Source organism: Stenotrophomonas sp. ZAC14D2_NAIMI4_7, from assembly GCF_003086675.1.
GTDB lineage: Bacteria > Pseudomonadota > Gammaproteobacteria > Xanthomonadales > Xanthomonadaceae > Stenotrophomonas.
This window is the reverse complement of sequence record NZ_CP025995.1, coordinates 1,269,284-1,284,106: the sequence shown is the minus strand read 5'-3', so window position 1 is coordinate 1,284,106 and position 14,823 is coordinate 1,269,284. Positions and strand designations below refer to the sequence as shown.

General features: G+C 66.5%; 16 protein-coding genes. 9 read left to right on the top strand and 7 right to left on the bottom strand.

What is annotated here, in order from left to right; all coding sequences use genetic code 11:
* Genes C1922_RS05975 through C1922_RS20495 form a run of 4 tightly spaced genes read left to right on the top strand, consistent with a single transcriptional unit; the run spans position 1 to position 1,798 of the window.
* Complete coding sequence (locus C1922_RS05975) at positions 1 to 180, top strand: Arc family DNA binding domain-containing protein (protein ID WP_100439285.1); 180 nt, start codon at positions 1 to 3, stop codon at positions 178 to 180.
* A complete protein-coding gene (locus tag C1922_RS05970) occupies positions 177 to 356 on the top strand; it encodes a DUF4177 domain-containing protein (protein WP_108748928.1) in 180 nt (59 codons plus the stop codon). The genes C1922_RS05975 and C1922_RS05970 overlap by 4 nt, the downstream gene beginning before the upstream one ends.
* 29 nt (positions 357 to 385) lie before the next feature.
* Positions 386 to 979, top strand: a complete 594-nt coding sequence (locus C1922_RS20500) for a PH domain-containing protein (protein ID WP_199912233.1) — start codon at positions 386 to 388, stop codon at positions 977 to 979.
* 9 nt (positions 980 to 988) lie between these two features.
* A complete protein-coding gene (locus tag C1922_RS20495) occupies positions 989 to 1,798 on the top strand; it encodes a M15 family metallopeptidase (protein ID WP_199912232.1) in 810 nt (269 codons plus the stop codon).
* Between the two features lie 279 nt (positions 1,799 to 2,077).
* Here the strand turns inward: C1922_RS20495 and C1922_RS05960 are convergent, their stop codons facing one another.
* The 4 genes from C1922_RS05960 to C1922_RS05945 form a co-directional block, all read right to left on the bottom strand.
* Complete coding sequence (locus C1922_RS05960; protein ID WP_108748927.1) at positions 2,078 to 2,449, bottom strand: DUF423 domain-containing protein; 372 nt, start codon at positions 2,447 to 2,449, stop codon at positions 2,078 to 2,080.
* 105 nt (positions 2,450 to 2,554) lie between these two features.
* A complete protein-coding gene (locus C1922_RS05955) occupies positions 2,555 to 3,628 on the bottom strand; it encodes an SRPBCC family protein (protein ID WP_108748926.1) in 1,074 nt (357 codons plus the stop codon).
* Between the two features lie 233 nt (positions 3,629 to 3,861).
* Entirely contained in the window at positions 3,862 to 4,503 is a 642-nt protein-coding gene (locus C1922_RS05950; RefSeq protein WP_108748925.1) for a response regulator transcription factor, read from the bottom strand.
* Entirely contained in the window at positions 4,503 to 5,708 is a 1,206-nt protein-coding gene (locus C1922_RS05945; RefSeq protein ID WP_108748924.1) for a sensor histidine kinase, read from the bottom strand. Before C1922_RS05945 ends, C1922_RS05950 begins: the two co-directional genes overlap by 1 nt.
* A gap of 150 nt (positions 5,709 to 5,858) precedes the next feature.
* Between C1922_RS05945 and C1922_RS05940 the strand changes: the two genes are divergently transcribed.
* The 5 genes from C1922_RS05940 to C1922_RS05920 are packed head-to-tail and all read left to right on the top strand — an operon-like array spanning position 5,859 to position 8,881.
* Positions 5,859 to 6,455: a GNAT family N-acetyltransferase gene (locus C1922_RS05940; protein WP_108748923.1), complete on the top strand. Its 597-nt coding sequence runs from the start codon at positions 5,859 to 5,861 to the stop codon at positions 6,453 to 6,455.
* 2 nt (positions 6,456 to 6,457) lie between these two features.
* On the top strand, positions 6,458 to 7,246 hold the full coding sequence (gene minC, locus C1922_RS05935; protein ID WP_108748922.1) for a septum site-determining protein MinC: 789 nt from the start codon (positions 6,458 to 6,460) through the stop codon (positions 7,244 to 7,246).
* Positions 7,247 to 7,281: 35 nt separating this feature from the next.
* Complete coding sequence (gene minD / locus C1922_RS05930) at positions 7,282 to 8,091, top strand: septum site-determining protein MinD (RefSeq protein ID WP_108748921.1); 810 nt, start codon at positions 7,282 to 7,284, stop codon at positions 8,089 to 8,091.
* Positions 8,092 to 8,093: 2 nt separating this feature from the next.
* Positions 8,094 to 8,354 (top strand): cell division topological specificity factor MinE, encoded by a 261-nt coding sequence (minE, locus tag C1922_RS05925; RefSeq protein WP_005408532.1) that lies wholly within the window; start codon positions 8,094 to 8,096, stop codon positions 8,352 to 8,354.
* 47 nt (positions 8,355 to 8,401) lie between these two features.
* Entirely contained in the window at positions 8,402 to 8,881 is a 480-nt protein-coding gene (locus tag C1922_RS05920) for a hypothetical protein (protein ID WP_108748920.1), read from the top strand.
* Between the two features lie 152 nt (positions 8,882 to 9,033).
* Here the strand turns inward: C1922_RS05920 and C1922_RS05915 are convergent, their stop codons facing one another.
* From C1922_RS05915 to C1922_RS05905, 3 genes are all read right to left on the bottom strand, one after another.
* On the bottom strand, positions 9,034 to 10,257 hold the full coding sequence (locus tag C1922_RS05915; RefSeq protein ID WP_108748919.1) for a DUF819 family protein: 1,224 nt from the start codon (positions 10,255 to 10,257) through the stop codon (positions 9,034 to 9,036).
* A 132-nt stretch (positions 10,258 to 10,389) separates the two neighbouring features.
* Positions 10,390 to 12,468: a S9 family peptidase gene (locus tag C1922_RS05910; protein WP_108748918.1), complete on the bottom strand. Its 2,079-nt coding sequence runs from the start codon at positions 12,466 to 12,468 to the stop codon at positions 10,390 to 10,392.
* A gap of 242 nt (positions 12,469 to 12,710) precedes the next feature.
* Entirely contained in the window at positions 12,711 to 14,675 is a 1,965-nt protein-coding gene (locus C1922_RS05905) for an oligopeptide transporter, OPT family (protein ID WP_108748917.1), read from the bottom strand.
* Positions 14,676 to 14,823 lie beyond the last annotated feature (148 nt).

Here is a 14,823-nt window from a genome sequence, read left to right as displayed (position 1 = left end):
ATGAGTGAGAAGAAAGCCTATCCGCTGCGCATCAACGCCGACGTGCTGGCTGCGGCGCAACGCTGGGCTGACGACGAGCTGCGCAGTTTGAACGCCCAGATCGAGTACGTGCTGCGCGACGCCCTGCGCAAGGCAGGGCGCCTGCCAAAACCCACGCCATCACCCGAGGACAAGGAATGAGCAAGCGCTGGAGCTACCAGACCATTGAAGTGAAGACATCGCTGATGGGCGTGCTGAAGGCCGAGGACATCCAGAACGAACTGACCCGGCAGGGGCTGCTGGGCTGGGAACTGGTGAACGTGATCATTCCCGCGCCGATGCGCCCGGCCATGCTGGTCTTCAAGAAGGAAATCTGACCATGCGCGCCGCGCAAGGGAGCACCGCAATGAATGGCAGCGACCCGCGTTCGTTCGATATTGCCGAGAGTTCGCCACTGCGCGTGCTGTGGATCCTGCTGCCGCTGCTGATCGTATTCGCCCTGTGCGTGTGGGCCGAACTGAGGCACGCGCCGGCCGCTGCGCCGTGGATGGAGATCACCCTGGCGCCGCCGTTCTTCCGCCTGTGGGGCAGCGCGGCGTGGAGCCTGGTCGTGCTGGTGCTGATCGGCGCGGGCCTGGGCACGGCGTTCTTCCGCCGCCGGGTGGTGATCGATGGCAATGTTCTGGACGTGCGCTCCACGCTGTACCGGCGCCGCACCCCGGTGGCGCAGCTGCAGCTGGAGCAGGCCGAGGTGGTGGACCTGGGCCGCGACCGTCGCTACGGCCTGCGCTACAAGACCAATGGCTATTCGATGCCGGGCTTCTATTCGGGCCACTTCCGCCTGCAGGGCGGCAACAAGGGGTTTGCCCTGGTGACCGACCGCCAGCGCACGCTGGTGATTCCGGTGCGCGGCGGCAGCACCCTGCTGCTCAGCCTGGAGCGTCCGCAGGCGCTGCTGGACGCGCTGCAGAAGGTGGCCGCCACCGCGCCACGGCAGTAAGCTGCGGGCATGCACCGTCGCGCCCCCCTGCTGATCAACACCGAGGCCGTGGAACTGTGGCCGGCCGCCCTGCTGCGCGCGCGCAGCAACCTGGATGCACGCCTGCTGGCCCGCGCGCAGTGGGTGCTGCGGCGCAAACAGGATGGCCGCTACCTGGCCGTGGTGCTGGACCACGGTGTGCACTCACTGGTAGCGCGGCTGCCGCGCGAGCCCGGCGTGGAAGCGGCCCTGGCGCTGCTGGAACAGGCCCGCGCCCGCCCCTTCGCCACAACGCTGGAAGACCACTGGCTGCCGCTGGCGGGCCTGCAGCAGCGCCTGCAGCAGCTGGGCCTGGATGCGGATGCCTATGCACAGGACAGCGGATTGCCGCTGGAAGCCGAGCCCTGCCTGCTGCACTTCGCCGGACGCGACCGTTTCGGCCGCCCGCTGTGGCTGCGCCGCGCCGCCGCGCAGGGCTGGCGCCGCATGCGCCTGCACGCCGCACGCGACGGCGTGGCGCTGGATGCGATTTCTGGTTTCCGCAGCCACGCGTACCAGCTGGGTATTTTCGAACGCAAGCGCGCGCGCGGGCTGAGCGTGGACGAGATCCTGAAGGTCAACGCCGCGCCGGGCTTCAGCGAACACCACCGGGGTGATGCGCTGGACATCGGCACGCCGGGCGATGCGCCGGCGGAAGAAACGTTTGAAGCCACCGAGGCGTTTGCCTGGCTGCAGGCGCACGCCGGCGGCCACGGGTTCCGGTTGAGCTACCCGCGCGACAACCCGCACGGCATCGTCTACGAGCCGTGGCACTGGTGCTGGGCACCGGCCAACGACTGAGGTAGAGCCGAGCCATGCTCGGCTGGTTTTCTGTAGAGCCGAGCCATGCTCGGCTGGTTTTCTGTAGAGCCGAGCCATGCTCGGCTGGTTTTCTGTAGAGCCGAGCCATGCTCGGCTGGTTTTCTGTAGAGCCGAGCCATGCTCGGCTGGTTTTGCCGAAGTCGAGCATGGCTCGACTCTACAAATGCGCTCTCCCAGTCGAGCATGGCTCGACTCTACAAATGCGCTCTCCCAGTCGAGCATGGCTCGACTCTACAAATGCGCGCGGCCGGGGCTACCTCAGCGGCGCAGCGCGTTGATCGCCAGCAGCACCCACGCGGCCATCAAGGTGGTGCCGCCCACCGGCGCCAGCCGGGTTGGCCACTGCCACAGCGCGCCGCCCACCAGGCTGCCGGAGAACAGCAGCACACCCAGCAGCAGCAGGTACAGGCCCAGGTGCGCGATCGCGCCCTGCGCGCGCGGGCCCAGCGCCAGCAGCACCGCGCCATGGGCGAAGGCATACAGCGCCGCCATGTTCAGGTGCTGCTGCGCCAGCGGGTCGGCCACGCCGTGGGCGGCATAGGCCGACAGGCCGATCGACGCTGCCGCCAGCAGCGCGCCCAAGCAGGCCAGCAGTGAAGGTTTACGCGCACGACGTTCGGCAGTGAACATGGTCTTTCCTTGCGCAGGGCCCCGACCTCGGGGCACAGATGAAAAAAAACGCGCCGCAGGAAGCGGCGCGTTTTCGTGTCCAACACTACATGGGTCAGCCGAGGCTTACTTGACGGCCCAGTAGATGTCGTAGGTACCTTCCGGGGTGAACGACTTGTCCACACCATCCTTCCAGGACTCGTACGGACGATCGATCACTTCCGAACCGTTGGTCACAGCCCAGGCACGCAGTGCGTTGCGGGCGATGTCCAGGCCAGCCATGTGGCCGGTGTAGGCCGCGTGGGCCGAACGGTGCGGGGCAACGCGGACGTACTTCACCGGAGCGCCGCCGTCGATCTTGACGGACAGTTCTTCGGCAGCCGCGCCTTCAGCGCCCTTCTTCTTCACCGGCTGGGCGATGTCGAAGGCGTACTTCTCAGCACCGAAATCGGTGGTGATGATGCGGAACGGGCCGGCGGCTTCCAGGCCATTGGCCTCCATCACGCGCTTGATCCATTCCTGGTTGTCCTTGATGGACTTGGTGATGGTGTCCTGGCCGCGATCGACGTTACCGGCATTGACGACCAGCAGGTCTTCGGCCGGCACGTCCACGATGGCCAGATCGGTCAGCGGGGCTTCGGCGGTGCGGTAGTCAACGTTCGGCACGGTGGCCAGCATATTGGCCATGCGCGACAGACCCATCTTGATGTCGTCGCCGATCTGGCGGCTGACATACAGGCCGGCGTAACGGCCGAACAGGTCGAAGCCGTACTTCACCGAGTAGTCCTGGGTGATCTTGACGTTACGACCGCCCTTGCCGGTCGGCTCCAGGGTGAAGGTGGTGACCTTGTCGTGGCCCTTGGTCGGGTCTTCGACGGCGATCACAACGCGCTTGTTTTCTTCCGATTCGGTGATCTTCCAGGAACCGTTACCCAGCTCCTTGGAGGCGAAATCGAGGGTGGCACCCACGCCCGAGGCCGGGCCGGACAGCTTCAGGTCAACGGCGGGATCGCGCAGTACCAGCGGGTTCCAGTCCTTGAAGCGGCGCAGGCTGTTGACCGTGTCGTACACGATCGTCATCTTGCGGTTGGTCTCGATGCTTTCGGTGATGTGACGCTCGCCCGGCAGACATACGCCAATGATGACGAACAGGCCAGCCACGATCCCCAAGGCGATCAGGAACTCGATAATACGGGTCATTCAGAGAGTCTCCGGGGCCGATCCCACGGCCGGGTTGATTGAAGCGAAGCGCCAATCCTAGCAGGCTTCGCAGGCATTGTTTATCGGATTGGCGCACCGGTTTCCGTGCCGGCTGCGTATTTGTATGGACAAAGATTTTGAAGGGTAACGCATCTGGGGCCCCGGCAAGTAGGGGGGCACCCTGCCCTGGGCCTGGAAATACGCCCCAAGCCCTTGTCCTGAAAGGATTTTAATCAAACCAGCTGGAGTTCGAACGCCTTCAGCACCGCGCGCGTGCGGTCGCGCACGCCCAGCTTGGACAGAATGTTCGAGACGTGATTCTTGATCGTGCCCTCGGCCACGCCCAGCGAATTGGCGATTTCCTTGTTGGAGAAACCGCTGGCCATCAGCCGCAGGATCTCCGTCTCGCGGTCGGTGAGCGGGTCCGGCCGGTCCAGGCTGACGAAATCGTTGCGCATGTGCTCCAGCCCGGACAGCAGGCGCTGGGTCACCGCCGGCTGCACCAGCGAACCACCGTCGGCCACGGTACGGATGGCCCCCACCAGCTGTTCCAGGGTCACGTCCTTCAGCAGATAGCCCTTGGCGCCGGCCTTCAGCCCGGCCAGCACCAGCTGGTCATCGTCGAAGGTGGTCAGGATGATGGTCGGCGGCAGCTGTTCCTGCCGCGACAGCACCTGCAGGGCTTCCAGGCCGGACATCACCGGCATGCGCATGTCCATCAGCACCACGTCCGGGCGCACCTGCGGCACCAGCTCGACCGCCTGCCGGCCGTCGGCCGCCTCGGCCACCACTTCAATGCCATCGTCGAGCGCCAGCAGGGAGCGGATTCCCTGCCGCACCAGGGTTTGGTCATCGACCAGGCAGACGCGAATCATCACCGTACTCCTTCAGGAACCTGGGTAAGTGCGGCCAGCACCGTGGCCGGTACCGTGGCGCGCAGGCGGAAGCCGTCGCCAGGGCGGGTCTCCACCTGCAGCTGGCCGCCACATTGTTGCAGGCGCTCGCGCATGCCGCGCAAGCCATTGCCTGCATTGACCATTTCCGCCCCGACGCCGTCGTCGCGGGCTTCCACCACCACCTGCCCCGGCACTTCGCGGTAGACCCGGATCCACAGGTGGCGGGCGTGGGCGTGGCGCACCGTGTTGGTGATGATTTCCTGGGTGCAGCGCAGCAGCACGTGGGCCCGCTGCGGGTCCTCCACGTTCAGCGGCTCCTCCACCTCCAGCTGGATATCCAGCGAGGGCACGTTCTCGGTCAGCGGGCGCAGCGCCGCGGCCAGGTCGATGGCCCCGGTCTCGCGCAGCTGGCTGACCACTTCGCGCACGTTGCCCAGCAGCAGCTTGGCCAGGGTATGCGAGCGCTTCACATGTTCCAGCGCCTTGCCGTCGGCCAGATGCCCGGCCACTTCCAGGTTCAGGGTGAGCGCGGTCAGCTGGTGGCCCAGCACGTCGTGCAGTTCACGGGAAATGCGCGTGCGCTCGTTCACCCGCGCACTTTCGGCCAGCAGGGCGCGGGTGGCGCGCAGTTCGGCATTCAGACGGCGCTGCTCGTCGCGCGCTTCGGCCTGGCGCCGTGCAACCAAGGCAATGACGAACACGAAGCTGGAAAAGCCCATGTAGCCCATCGCCTGCAGCACGGCGATGACCGGCGGGAAGCCCAGCGGCTTGATGTAGACCGGCAGCACGGCCAGGTTGCTGGCCACCAGCCAGACCACGCCGATGCGCGGGCCCAGCAGCCAGGGCAGCAGCCCGGCCACCACCATCAGCAGGATGCTGCCCAGCGCGGTGCCGGAGAAATAGCTGACGCCGATGGCGCAGGCGGTGAGCAGGATCAGCGCGGCATGGTCGAAGAAGCCGGGGCCACTTTCGCCAAGATCACGGGTCAGGCCCCAGTACACCACGCCGAAGGCCAGGTAGGCCGAGGCCCATGGAATGACCCGGTAGCCGGCTTCGCCATCCAGGCTTTCCAGGGTGAGCGAGACCGGATCGATCAGGTAGATCGCCAGCCATAGGCCAACGGTGCCCCAGGTGAACAACCCGGAGTAGCGCAGCATCGCATTGTGGTTCAGTCGGGCCAGCATGGCCCATCGTAGCCTGTGCGCGGTCTGCCCCAAGGGCATAAAGTCATGCTTGCCCCTGCCCCCTGTTCATGCCGCAGCCCACCCCGGGCATGCAATAATCGTGCGCAGGGTCCGTTCGCAGGACCAACCGCGTTACCCCACGGAGTCACAATGTCGATTGTCATCCGCGACGTGCGCGAGCACGAGCTCGATTCCGTCCTGGCGTTGAACAACAATGCTGGCCTGGCCATCCTTCCGCTGGATGCGGCCCGGCTGCACCTGTTCTACGAAACCGCTGAATATTTCCGCGTCGCCGAGCGCGACGGCAACCTGGCCGGCTTCCTGATCGGCTTCGGCAGCGACAGCCAGCACGACAGCAGCAATTTCGCCTGGTTCAAGCAGCAGCTGGATACCCCTTTCTTCTATATCGACCGCATCGTGGTCGCCAGCCGCCGCCGCGGCGGTGGCGTCGGCCGTGCGTTCTACGCCGATGCGCAGAGCTTTGCCGAACTGCGCTACCCGCAGATGACCTGCGAGGTGTTCCTGGACCACGGCGCCGACGCCGCCCTGCTCTTCCACGGCAGCTTCGGCTTCCGCGAGCTGGGCCAGAACACCATGCCTCACGTGGATGTACGCGCCAGCATGCTGGCCAAGGAACTGTGCAGCTACCCCTGGGTGCAGGACACCTACGGTGGCAAGCTGCCCGATGTAGCGTGGGCGCGCGACCGGCAGCTGCCGGCGCAGGCACAGCGGCCGACGGGGACCTGAGCGTGGCGGTGAATTTTGATTACGAACAGGCCGGTGAACTGAAGATCGGCCAGGTGGGCATTGCCAACCTGCGCATCCGTACCCTTGATGTCGAACGCCTCGTGCAGGAAATGCAGGAGCGGGTGACCCGTGCGCCGAAGCTGTTCGGCCGCGCCGCGGTCATCCTCGATTTCGGCGGCCTGAGCCAGGTGCCGGACGTGGCCACCGCGCAGGCGCTGGTGGATGGCCTGCGCAGCGCCGGCGTGCTGCCGGTGGCGTTGGCCTACGGCACCACGGCCATCGATCTGCTGTCGCAGCAGCTGGGCCTGCCGCTGCTGGCCAAGTTCCGCGCCCAGTACGAACGCGCCGAAGCCGAGCCGGCCCCGCCGCCACCGCCGGCCGAACCGCGCCGCGCCGCCAAGGCCGAAGCCAAGCCCGCCCCGGCCACGCCGGTGGGCAAGGCCGCCGACGCCGCCGCGCCGCAGCCGGGCCGCATGCAGCTGGGCAACGTGCGTTCGGGCCAGCAGCTGTACGCGGAAAACTGCGACCTGACCGTGATGGCCACCGTTGGCGCAGGCGCCGAGGTGATCGCCGACGGCAGCATCCATATCTACGGCACCCTGCGCGGCCGCGCGCTGGCAGGGGCCCAGGGCAACACCGCGGCGCGCATCTTCTGCCGCGATTTCCATGCAGAACTGGTCGCCATTGCGGGCCATTACAAGGTACTGGACGATGTGCCGGACAACCTGCGCGGCAAGGCCGTGCAGGTGTGGCTGGAACAGGACCAGATCAAGATCGCTGCGCTGGACTGACGCAGCCCCAAAACAGAATCATCAGGAGAAGTCCTTTGGCTGAAATCATCGTAGTCACCTCCGGCAAGGGCGGCGTCGGCAAGACCACTTCCAGCGCGAGCCTGGCCTGCGGCCTCGCACGGCGCGGCAAGAAGGTGGCCGTGATCGACTTCGACGTCGGCCTGCGCAACCTCGACCTGATCATGGGTTGCGAGCGCCGCGTGGTGTACGACTTCGTCAACGTCGTGCACGGCGAAGCGACCCTCAAGCAGGCCCTCATCAAGGACAAGCGCTTCGACAACCTGTACGTGCTGGCTGCCTCGCAGACCCGCGACAAGGATGCGCTGACCCAGGAAGGCGTGGGCAAGGTGCTGAAGGACCTGGCCGCCGACGGCTTCGACTACATCATCTGCGATTCGCCGGCGGGCATCGAGAAGGGCGCCTTCCTGGCGATGTACTTCGCCGACCGCGCCGTGGTGGTGGTGAACCCGGAAGTGTCCTCGGTGCGCGACTCCGACCGCATCATCGGCCTGCTGGATTCGAAGACCCACAAGGCCGAATCGGGCCAGAACGTGCCGGCCTTCCTGCTGCTGACCCGCTACACCCCGGTACGCGTGGAAAGCGGCGAAATGCTCAGCATTGCCGACGTGGAAGAAGTGCTGGGCCTGAAGGCCATTGGCGTGATCCCCGAATCGGGCGACGTGCTCAACGCATCCAACAAGGGTGAACCGGTGATCCTGGATGTCGAATCCGCTGCCGGCCAGGCCTACGACGATGCCGTCGCGCGCATCCTGGGCGAAGAACGCCCGATGCGCTTCACCAGCGTCGAGAAGAAGGGCTTCTTCAGCAAGCTGTTCGGAGGGTAAGCATGGGCCTGTTTGATTTCCTCAAAGCGAAGAAGACCACCGCCGAAACCGCCAAGAACCGCCTGCAGATCATCATCGCGCAGGAACGCAGCCACCGCGGTGGCCCGGACTACCTGCCGCTGCTGCAGCGCGAGCTGCTGGAAGTGATCAAGAAGTACGTGAACATCGACGTCGATGCGGTGAAGGTCGACCTGGTGAAGGATGGCCAGCACGACGTGCTGGATATTTCCGTGGCGCTGCCCGAAGGCCCGGACAAGCCCTGACCCCCTGCCCCGCCCGTGCCTGCATGGGCGGGGCCGTGTGACCCTGCATGACCGACACCCCACCCGAACCGAACGTGACCCGCGTTGGCGACATCGCCTTCGCCGATGCGCAGCAGCTGCTGTCCGCGCATGGCCTGCGGCTGCACCACGTGCCCGCCGGCGAAGCCATTCCTGGCAGCTACTGGGGTGAACCCGAGGCCGGCATCATCGCCAGCAACGTCTACGTGCGCGACGACACGCCGGTGCACTCCATGCTGCACGAGGCCTGCCACCTGATCGTGCTGCCGCCGGAGCGGCGTGCGGAGGTGCACACCGACGCCACCGATTCGGTGCCCGAGGAAGACGCCACCTGCTACCTGCAGATCGTGCTGGCCGGGCAGCTGCCCGGCGTGGGCAGCGCGCGGCTGATGGCCGACATGGATGCGTGGGGGTATACGTACCGGTTGGGGTCTACCCAGGCATGGTTCGAACAGGACGCCGAAGACGCGAAAGCGTGGTTGATCGAGCGCGGGTTGCCGGTGGCGTAAGTCACCGGTGGGTGCGGACCTTGGTCTGCACCATCCACGCATGATGCCCGCCGCTGGTAGGTGCGGACCTTGGTCCGCACCATCCACGCATGGTGCCCGCCGTTGGTAGGTGCGGACCTTGGTCCGCACCATCGACGCATGGCCTGGATCTACTATGTGGCCAGTGCGCGCAGGGTGATGCCGACCACATAGGCCAGATAGGTGCCGGTGGCATAACCCATCGTGCCCAGCAGCACGCCCACCGGCGCCAGCGCCGGATGGAACGCGGCCGCCACCACCGGTGCCGAGGCCGGGCCGCCGATGTTCGACTGCGAACCGATGGCGAAGTAGAAGAACGGCACCTTCAGCAGCTTGCCCAGGCACCACAGCAGGGCGATGTGCACGGCAATCCAGATGATGCCGAGCAGGAACAGCCACGGGCGGTCCAGCAGCGCCAGAAGGTCCATCTGCATGCCGATACAGGCGATCAGGAAGTACAGCAGCAGCGAGCCTAGCCGCGAGGCGCCCGCGCCTTCCAGGGTGCGCGCGCGGGTGAAGCTGAGCCCCAGGCCCAGGGTGGTGGACAGCACCACCACCCACACGAACGGCGCGTCCAGGCTGAACTGCGCGGCCCAGCTGACGTTGGCCTTGAACCACGCTGCCAACGGCGCGCCGATGGCATGGGCCAGGCCCACGCCGCCGAAAGCCACCGCCACGATCAGCATCAGGTCGGTCAGGCTGGGAATGCGCTCGTGCTCGGCCTGGAAGCGTGCGATGCGCTCCTTCAGTTCATCGATGGCCGACGTATCGGCGCCACTGCGCGCATCGATCTTCGCCGCGCGCCCGGCCAGGAAGATCAGCGCGGCCATCCACACATAGCCCACGCCCACATCGACCACCGCGAACTGGCCGAAGGTGGTGGCGTTGACGTCGAAGACTTCGCGCATCGCCAGCATGTTGGCGCCGCCGCCAATCCAGCTGCCCGCCAATGCGGCCATGCCGGCCCAGGTATCGCCGGCCACCGTATCGGGGTGGATGGCGCGCATCACCAGGAAGGCCACCACCGCGCCCAGCATGATGCTGGCCGAGGCGCCCAGGTACATCAGCACCAGCTTCGGGCCCAGCCGCAGGATACCCTTGATGTCCACCGCCAGGGTGAGCAGGATCAGCGCGGCCGGCAGCAGGATGTCGCGCGCCACCGGGTTGTACAGCTTGGTGTTCTGCCCGTCGATCAGGCCGACGGTGTTATAGATGCCCGGCAGCAGGTAGCACAGCAGCAGCGCCGGCACGAAGGTGTAGAAGCGCTTCCACAGGCCCTGCTCGCGCGATGCGGTCCAGAACACGGCGCCGAGGGTGGCGGCGATCAAACCGAAGACGACGATGTCGTTCTGGATCATGCAGGTGCTCTGGGTGCGGGGTCGGATCCCTTTCGCGATGCGAAAGGGCTCTGACCCCAGGAACAGTCGATGGATGGGGTCGGAGCCCATCCGCGATGCGGATGGGACCCGACCCCTTGGCGCTGCAGCGGCTTATTCGCCGATGTGCTGCTTCAGCCAGGCGTTGACGGTGTCGTGCCACAGGATGCTGTTGGCCGGCTTCAGCACCCAGTGGTTTTCGTCCGGGAAGTACAGGAACTTCGATTCGATGCCCTGGCGCTGGGCGGCAGTGAACGCGGCCAGGCCCTGTTCAACCGGAATGCGGAAGTCCTGCTGGCCGTGGATGACCAGGATCGGCTTCTTCCAGTCAGCCACGTGGTTGACCGGGTTGAACTTCTCGTAGTTGGCCGCCTTCTGGTATGGGGTGCCGCCCTGCTCCCATTCGGTGAACCACAGTTCTTCGGTGGCATAGCCCATCATGCGCTGGTCGAACACACCATCGTGGTTCACCAGGCACTTGAACGGGCCGTTCCAGTTGCCGGCGATCCAGTTCACCATGAAGCCGCCGTAGCTGGCGCCCAGCGCACAGGCCTTGTCACCGTTGAGGAAGGAATACTTCTTCAGCGCTGCGTCCCAGCCCTTCTGCAGATCTTCCAGCGGGCGGTCGCCCCAGTGCTGGCTGATCGCATCGGTGAAGGCCTGGCCGTAACCGGTGGAACCGTGGAAGTCGATCATGACCACCGCGTAGCCCTGGCCGGTGTAGGTCTGCGGGTTCCAGCGGTAGCTCCAGCCATTGCCGAAGCTGCCCTGCGGGCCGCCGTGGATCAGGAAGGCAACCGGGTAGGATTTGCCTTCCTGGTAGTTGTGCGGCTTGACCACGTAGCCGTGCACGGTGTCGTTGTTCCAGCCCTTGAACTCGAACTGTTCGTAATCGCCGAAGCTGACGTCCTTCAACACGTCACCGGCCGCCGGGGTCAGCGCACGCAGCGGGCCCATGGTTTCGCCGGCCGCCGGCAGCAGGCCAACCAGCACCTGGTCGTTGCTCTTCAGGCTGTTGCGGGTGATGGCCACGCTGTTGCCGGCCACGCTGACCGAAGACACGGTGCCATCGCCGATGACCTTGGTGGCCTTGCCGCTGGCCACGTCGATCTGGAACAGCGGATGTTCGCCCAGGTCGTCGGTGGTGGTGTAGATGCTGGCGCCATCGGCGGACAGGTTGATCTCACCGGCCGAACGATCCCACTGCGGGGCGATCTCGCGGGTCTTGCCGCTGGCCAGGTCCATGGCCATCAGGCCGAAGCGGTCGGCTTCGAAGCCCGGGCGCTTCATGGCGCGGTAGAACAGGGTCTTGCCGTCGGCGCTGAACACCGGGCCGGCATCCCAGGCCGGGTTCGACGCGGTCAGGTTGACCGGCGCCTGCTTGCCGGCCGCATCGAAGCGGTACAGGTCGAAGTTGGTCGACCACGGCTCCTGCTTGCCAGCCACGCGGATGCTGGCGACCACGCTGGCGCCGTCCGGCGACCAGGTGAAATCGTCATTGCCGCCGAACGGCTTGGACGGTGCGTCGCCATCAATGGTCGCGCTCAGCGCCGAGGCGCCCTTCACCGGGCCGGCTTTGGCAGCGGGCAGCGGGGCCACGAACAGGGTGTTGCGGCGGCCGTCGTTCCAGGTGTCCCAATGGCGCACGAACAGCGAATCGAAGACCTTGCCGCTGGCCTTGGCGTCGGCCACGTCCTTGAGCTTCTTCTCGGTGCAGGCAAGGTCCGAGGCACAGGCCTGGAAGACGCCGGCGCTGAACAGCACGCGGTCGTCCTGCGGCGAGACATGGTAGCTGTCCACGTCCACCGGGAAATCGGTCAGCTGGCGCGGGGTGCCGCCGCTGAGGGCCTGCGCGTACAGCTGCTGGCTGCCGTTCCTGGCGCTGAGGAAATACACGGTCTGGCCGTCGGCCGACAGCGAGGCCGAATTGACGTTCCAGCCGGCCGGGGTGATCTGCTTCGGCGGTGCCGCATCGCGGGTGCGCAGGTTGCGCGCGAACAGCGCGGTGCTGGACTTGAGATTGGCATCGGTGCTGCGCTTGGCGAACACCACGGTGCCGCCATCAGCGGTCAGGACCGGGGCGGAGACGCGATCCATGGCCACCATGTCGCGGACTTCCAGGCCACGGGCAGCGGCAACGCTGGGCAGGGCGGCCAGCAGGCTCAGTGGCAGCAGGGCATGACGCAGTTTCATCGGGGTCTCCGCAGGACGGCAAAAATCCGATGGTAGGCCCGCGCGGGCGGGGCTGCCAAGGCCATCGGTCATGCCTGCCGGCCAGCGCCGATCCCGCCGCCAGATACAGCAAACCGCGCCGAAGCGCGGTCTGCGGGGGGCGCCGGGGTCGGATCCGATTCCAGCGGAATCGGCTCTGACCCCAGACGCTGCCAGCCGGGGTCAGAGCCCTTCCCTGCGGGAAGGGATCCGGCCCCTTGCCATTACACCTGTGCGCGCTTGCCGGTGCGGTAGATCAGCAGACCCACCAGGAACAGCACGGCCAGGCCGAACCATTGCGCGGCCGGCAGGTGGAACGGCAGCGCCAGCACGTCGGCGCGGCTGCTGACCACGATCGGCACGGCGATGGCGATGCCCATCAGCGCCTCACCGGTGATCAGGCCGGCGGCGAACAGCACGCCCGGCTTGTGCACGCGGTCGCGGCCCTCTTCATCGTCGCCACGCACCTTGTGGAAGCGCTCGACCAGATAGGCGATCAGGCCGCCCAGGAAGATCGGCACCATCAGTTCCAGCGGCAGGTAGATACCGATGGCGGCCGCCAGCACCGGCACGCGGAAGCGCGAGTTGCGCGACTTCAGCCAGCTGTCGAAGGCGATGATGACCGCACCGACCACGGAACCGATGCCGATGAAGGTCCACGGCAGTTCGCCACCGAACAGGCCCTTGGCCACCGACGCCATCAGGTTCGCCTGCGGGGCGGCCAGCGCGTTCGGGTGCAGCTCGGACTTCACGCCGATGCCGTAGGCCGTGGCCAGCAGGTTCAGCACCGGGGCCATGATCAGCGCGCACGAGAACGCACCGATGCCCAGCATCAGCTGCTGCTTCCACGGGGTGGCACCGACGATGTAGCCGGCCTTCAGATCCTGCAGGTTGTCACCGCCCACCGCGGCAGCGCAGCACACCACCGCACCGATCATGATGGCGGCCACCGCACCCAGCGGCGCACCACCGGCGCCGACCGGCTTCAGGCCATCGGCGCCCAGCAGCACGACCAGCACGGCCGAGGCGAACAGGATGGTGGAGATGGTGATGCCCGAGACCGGGTTGTTGGACGAACCGATCAGGCCAGCCAGATATGCCGACACCGACACGAACAGGAAGCCGGCGACGATCATGATGATGGTCATCGGAATGGACACGTGCCACTGGCCGACGATGGCCTGGTACAAGGCCAGCAGCGGCAACACGAAGGCCACCAGGGCGACCAGCATCCACTTCATCGGCAGGTCGCGTTCGGTATGGGCCAGCACCGGGCCGCCACTCTTGCGCGCGGCGGCGAAGCCGCTCTTGACGCCGTTCAGCAGCGACTTGCGCAGCGAGATCAGGGTCCAGATGCCGCCGATCAGCATCGCGCCGACGCCCAGGTAACGCATCTTCGCGCCCCAGATGGCGAACGCGGCCTCGGTGGACGAGGCGGTGGCAACCGACGCGGCCAGGGCCAGGTCGGTGTTCATGAAGAACGCCTGGTAGATCGGAATGGCGATGTGCCAGGTCAGGATCGAGCCGGACACCACCACGATGCCGACATTCAGGCCGACGATGTAGCCCACGCCCAGCAGGGCCGGCGACAGGTTGGTGCCGATGAAGGCGGTGATCTTGGAGCTGCCGACGTAGGCCGAGGTCGACCAGGCATCGGGGATCAGGCGCAGGCCACTTTCGGCGGCTAGCTTGACGAAGGCGCCGATGACGGCCGACAGACCGAGGATCTTCAGGCCCGGGCCGGGGTTCTCACCGGCCTTGAGCACTTCGGCCGCGGCTTTTCCTTCCGGGAAGGGCAGCGGGTCTTCGACGATCATCGAACGCCGCAGCGGCACAGAGAACAGCACGCCCAGCAGGCCACCCAGACCGGCGATGCCCAGCACCCACCAGTACTTGAAGTCGGGCCAGTAGCCCATGATGACCAGCGCCGGGATGGTGAAGATGACACCAGCGGCGATGGACGAACCGGCCGAGGCGCCGGTCTGCACGATGTTGTTTTCGAGGATGGAACCACCGCCCAGCAGGCGCAGCACGCCCATGGAAATGACCGCGGCGGGAATGGCGGTGGCGATGGTCAGGCCTGCGAACAGACCGAGGTAGGCGTTGGCCGCTGACAGCACCACCGCCAGCACGATGGCCAGGGCCACTGCGCGGAAGGTGAGCTGCTTGGGCGCAGCGTCGTGGTTCATGGAAGCCCCTGCTGGCAAAAAATCCCTTGCACGCTAGCGTTCAGGGGGCAGCAAGTCCAGCGTGCCAAAGGATGGGGGCGCCTGCTGCAGCGTCCTCCACCGCCGCAGGCACCGCCAACGGGCCGAACCGGCAAAACCGCGCTGGGAC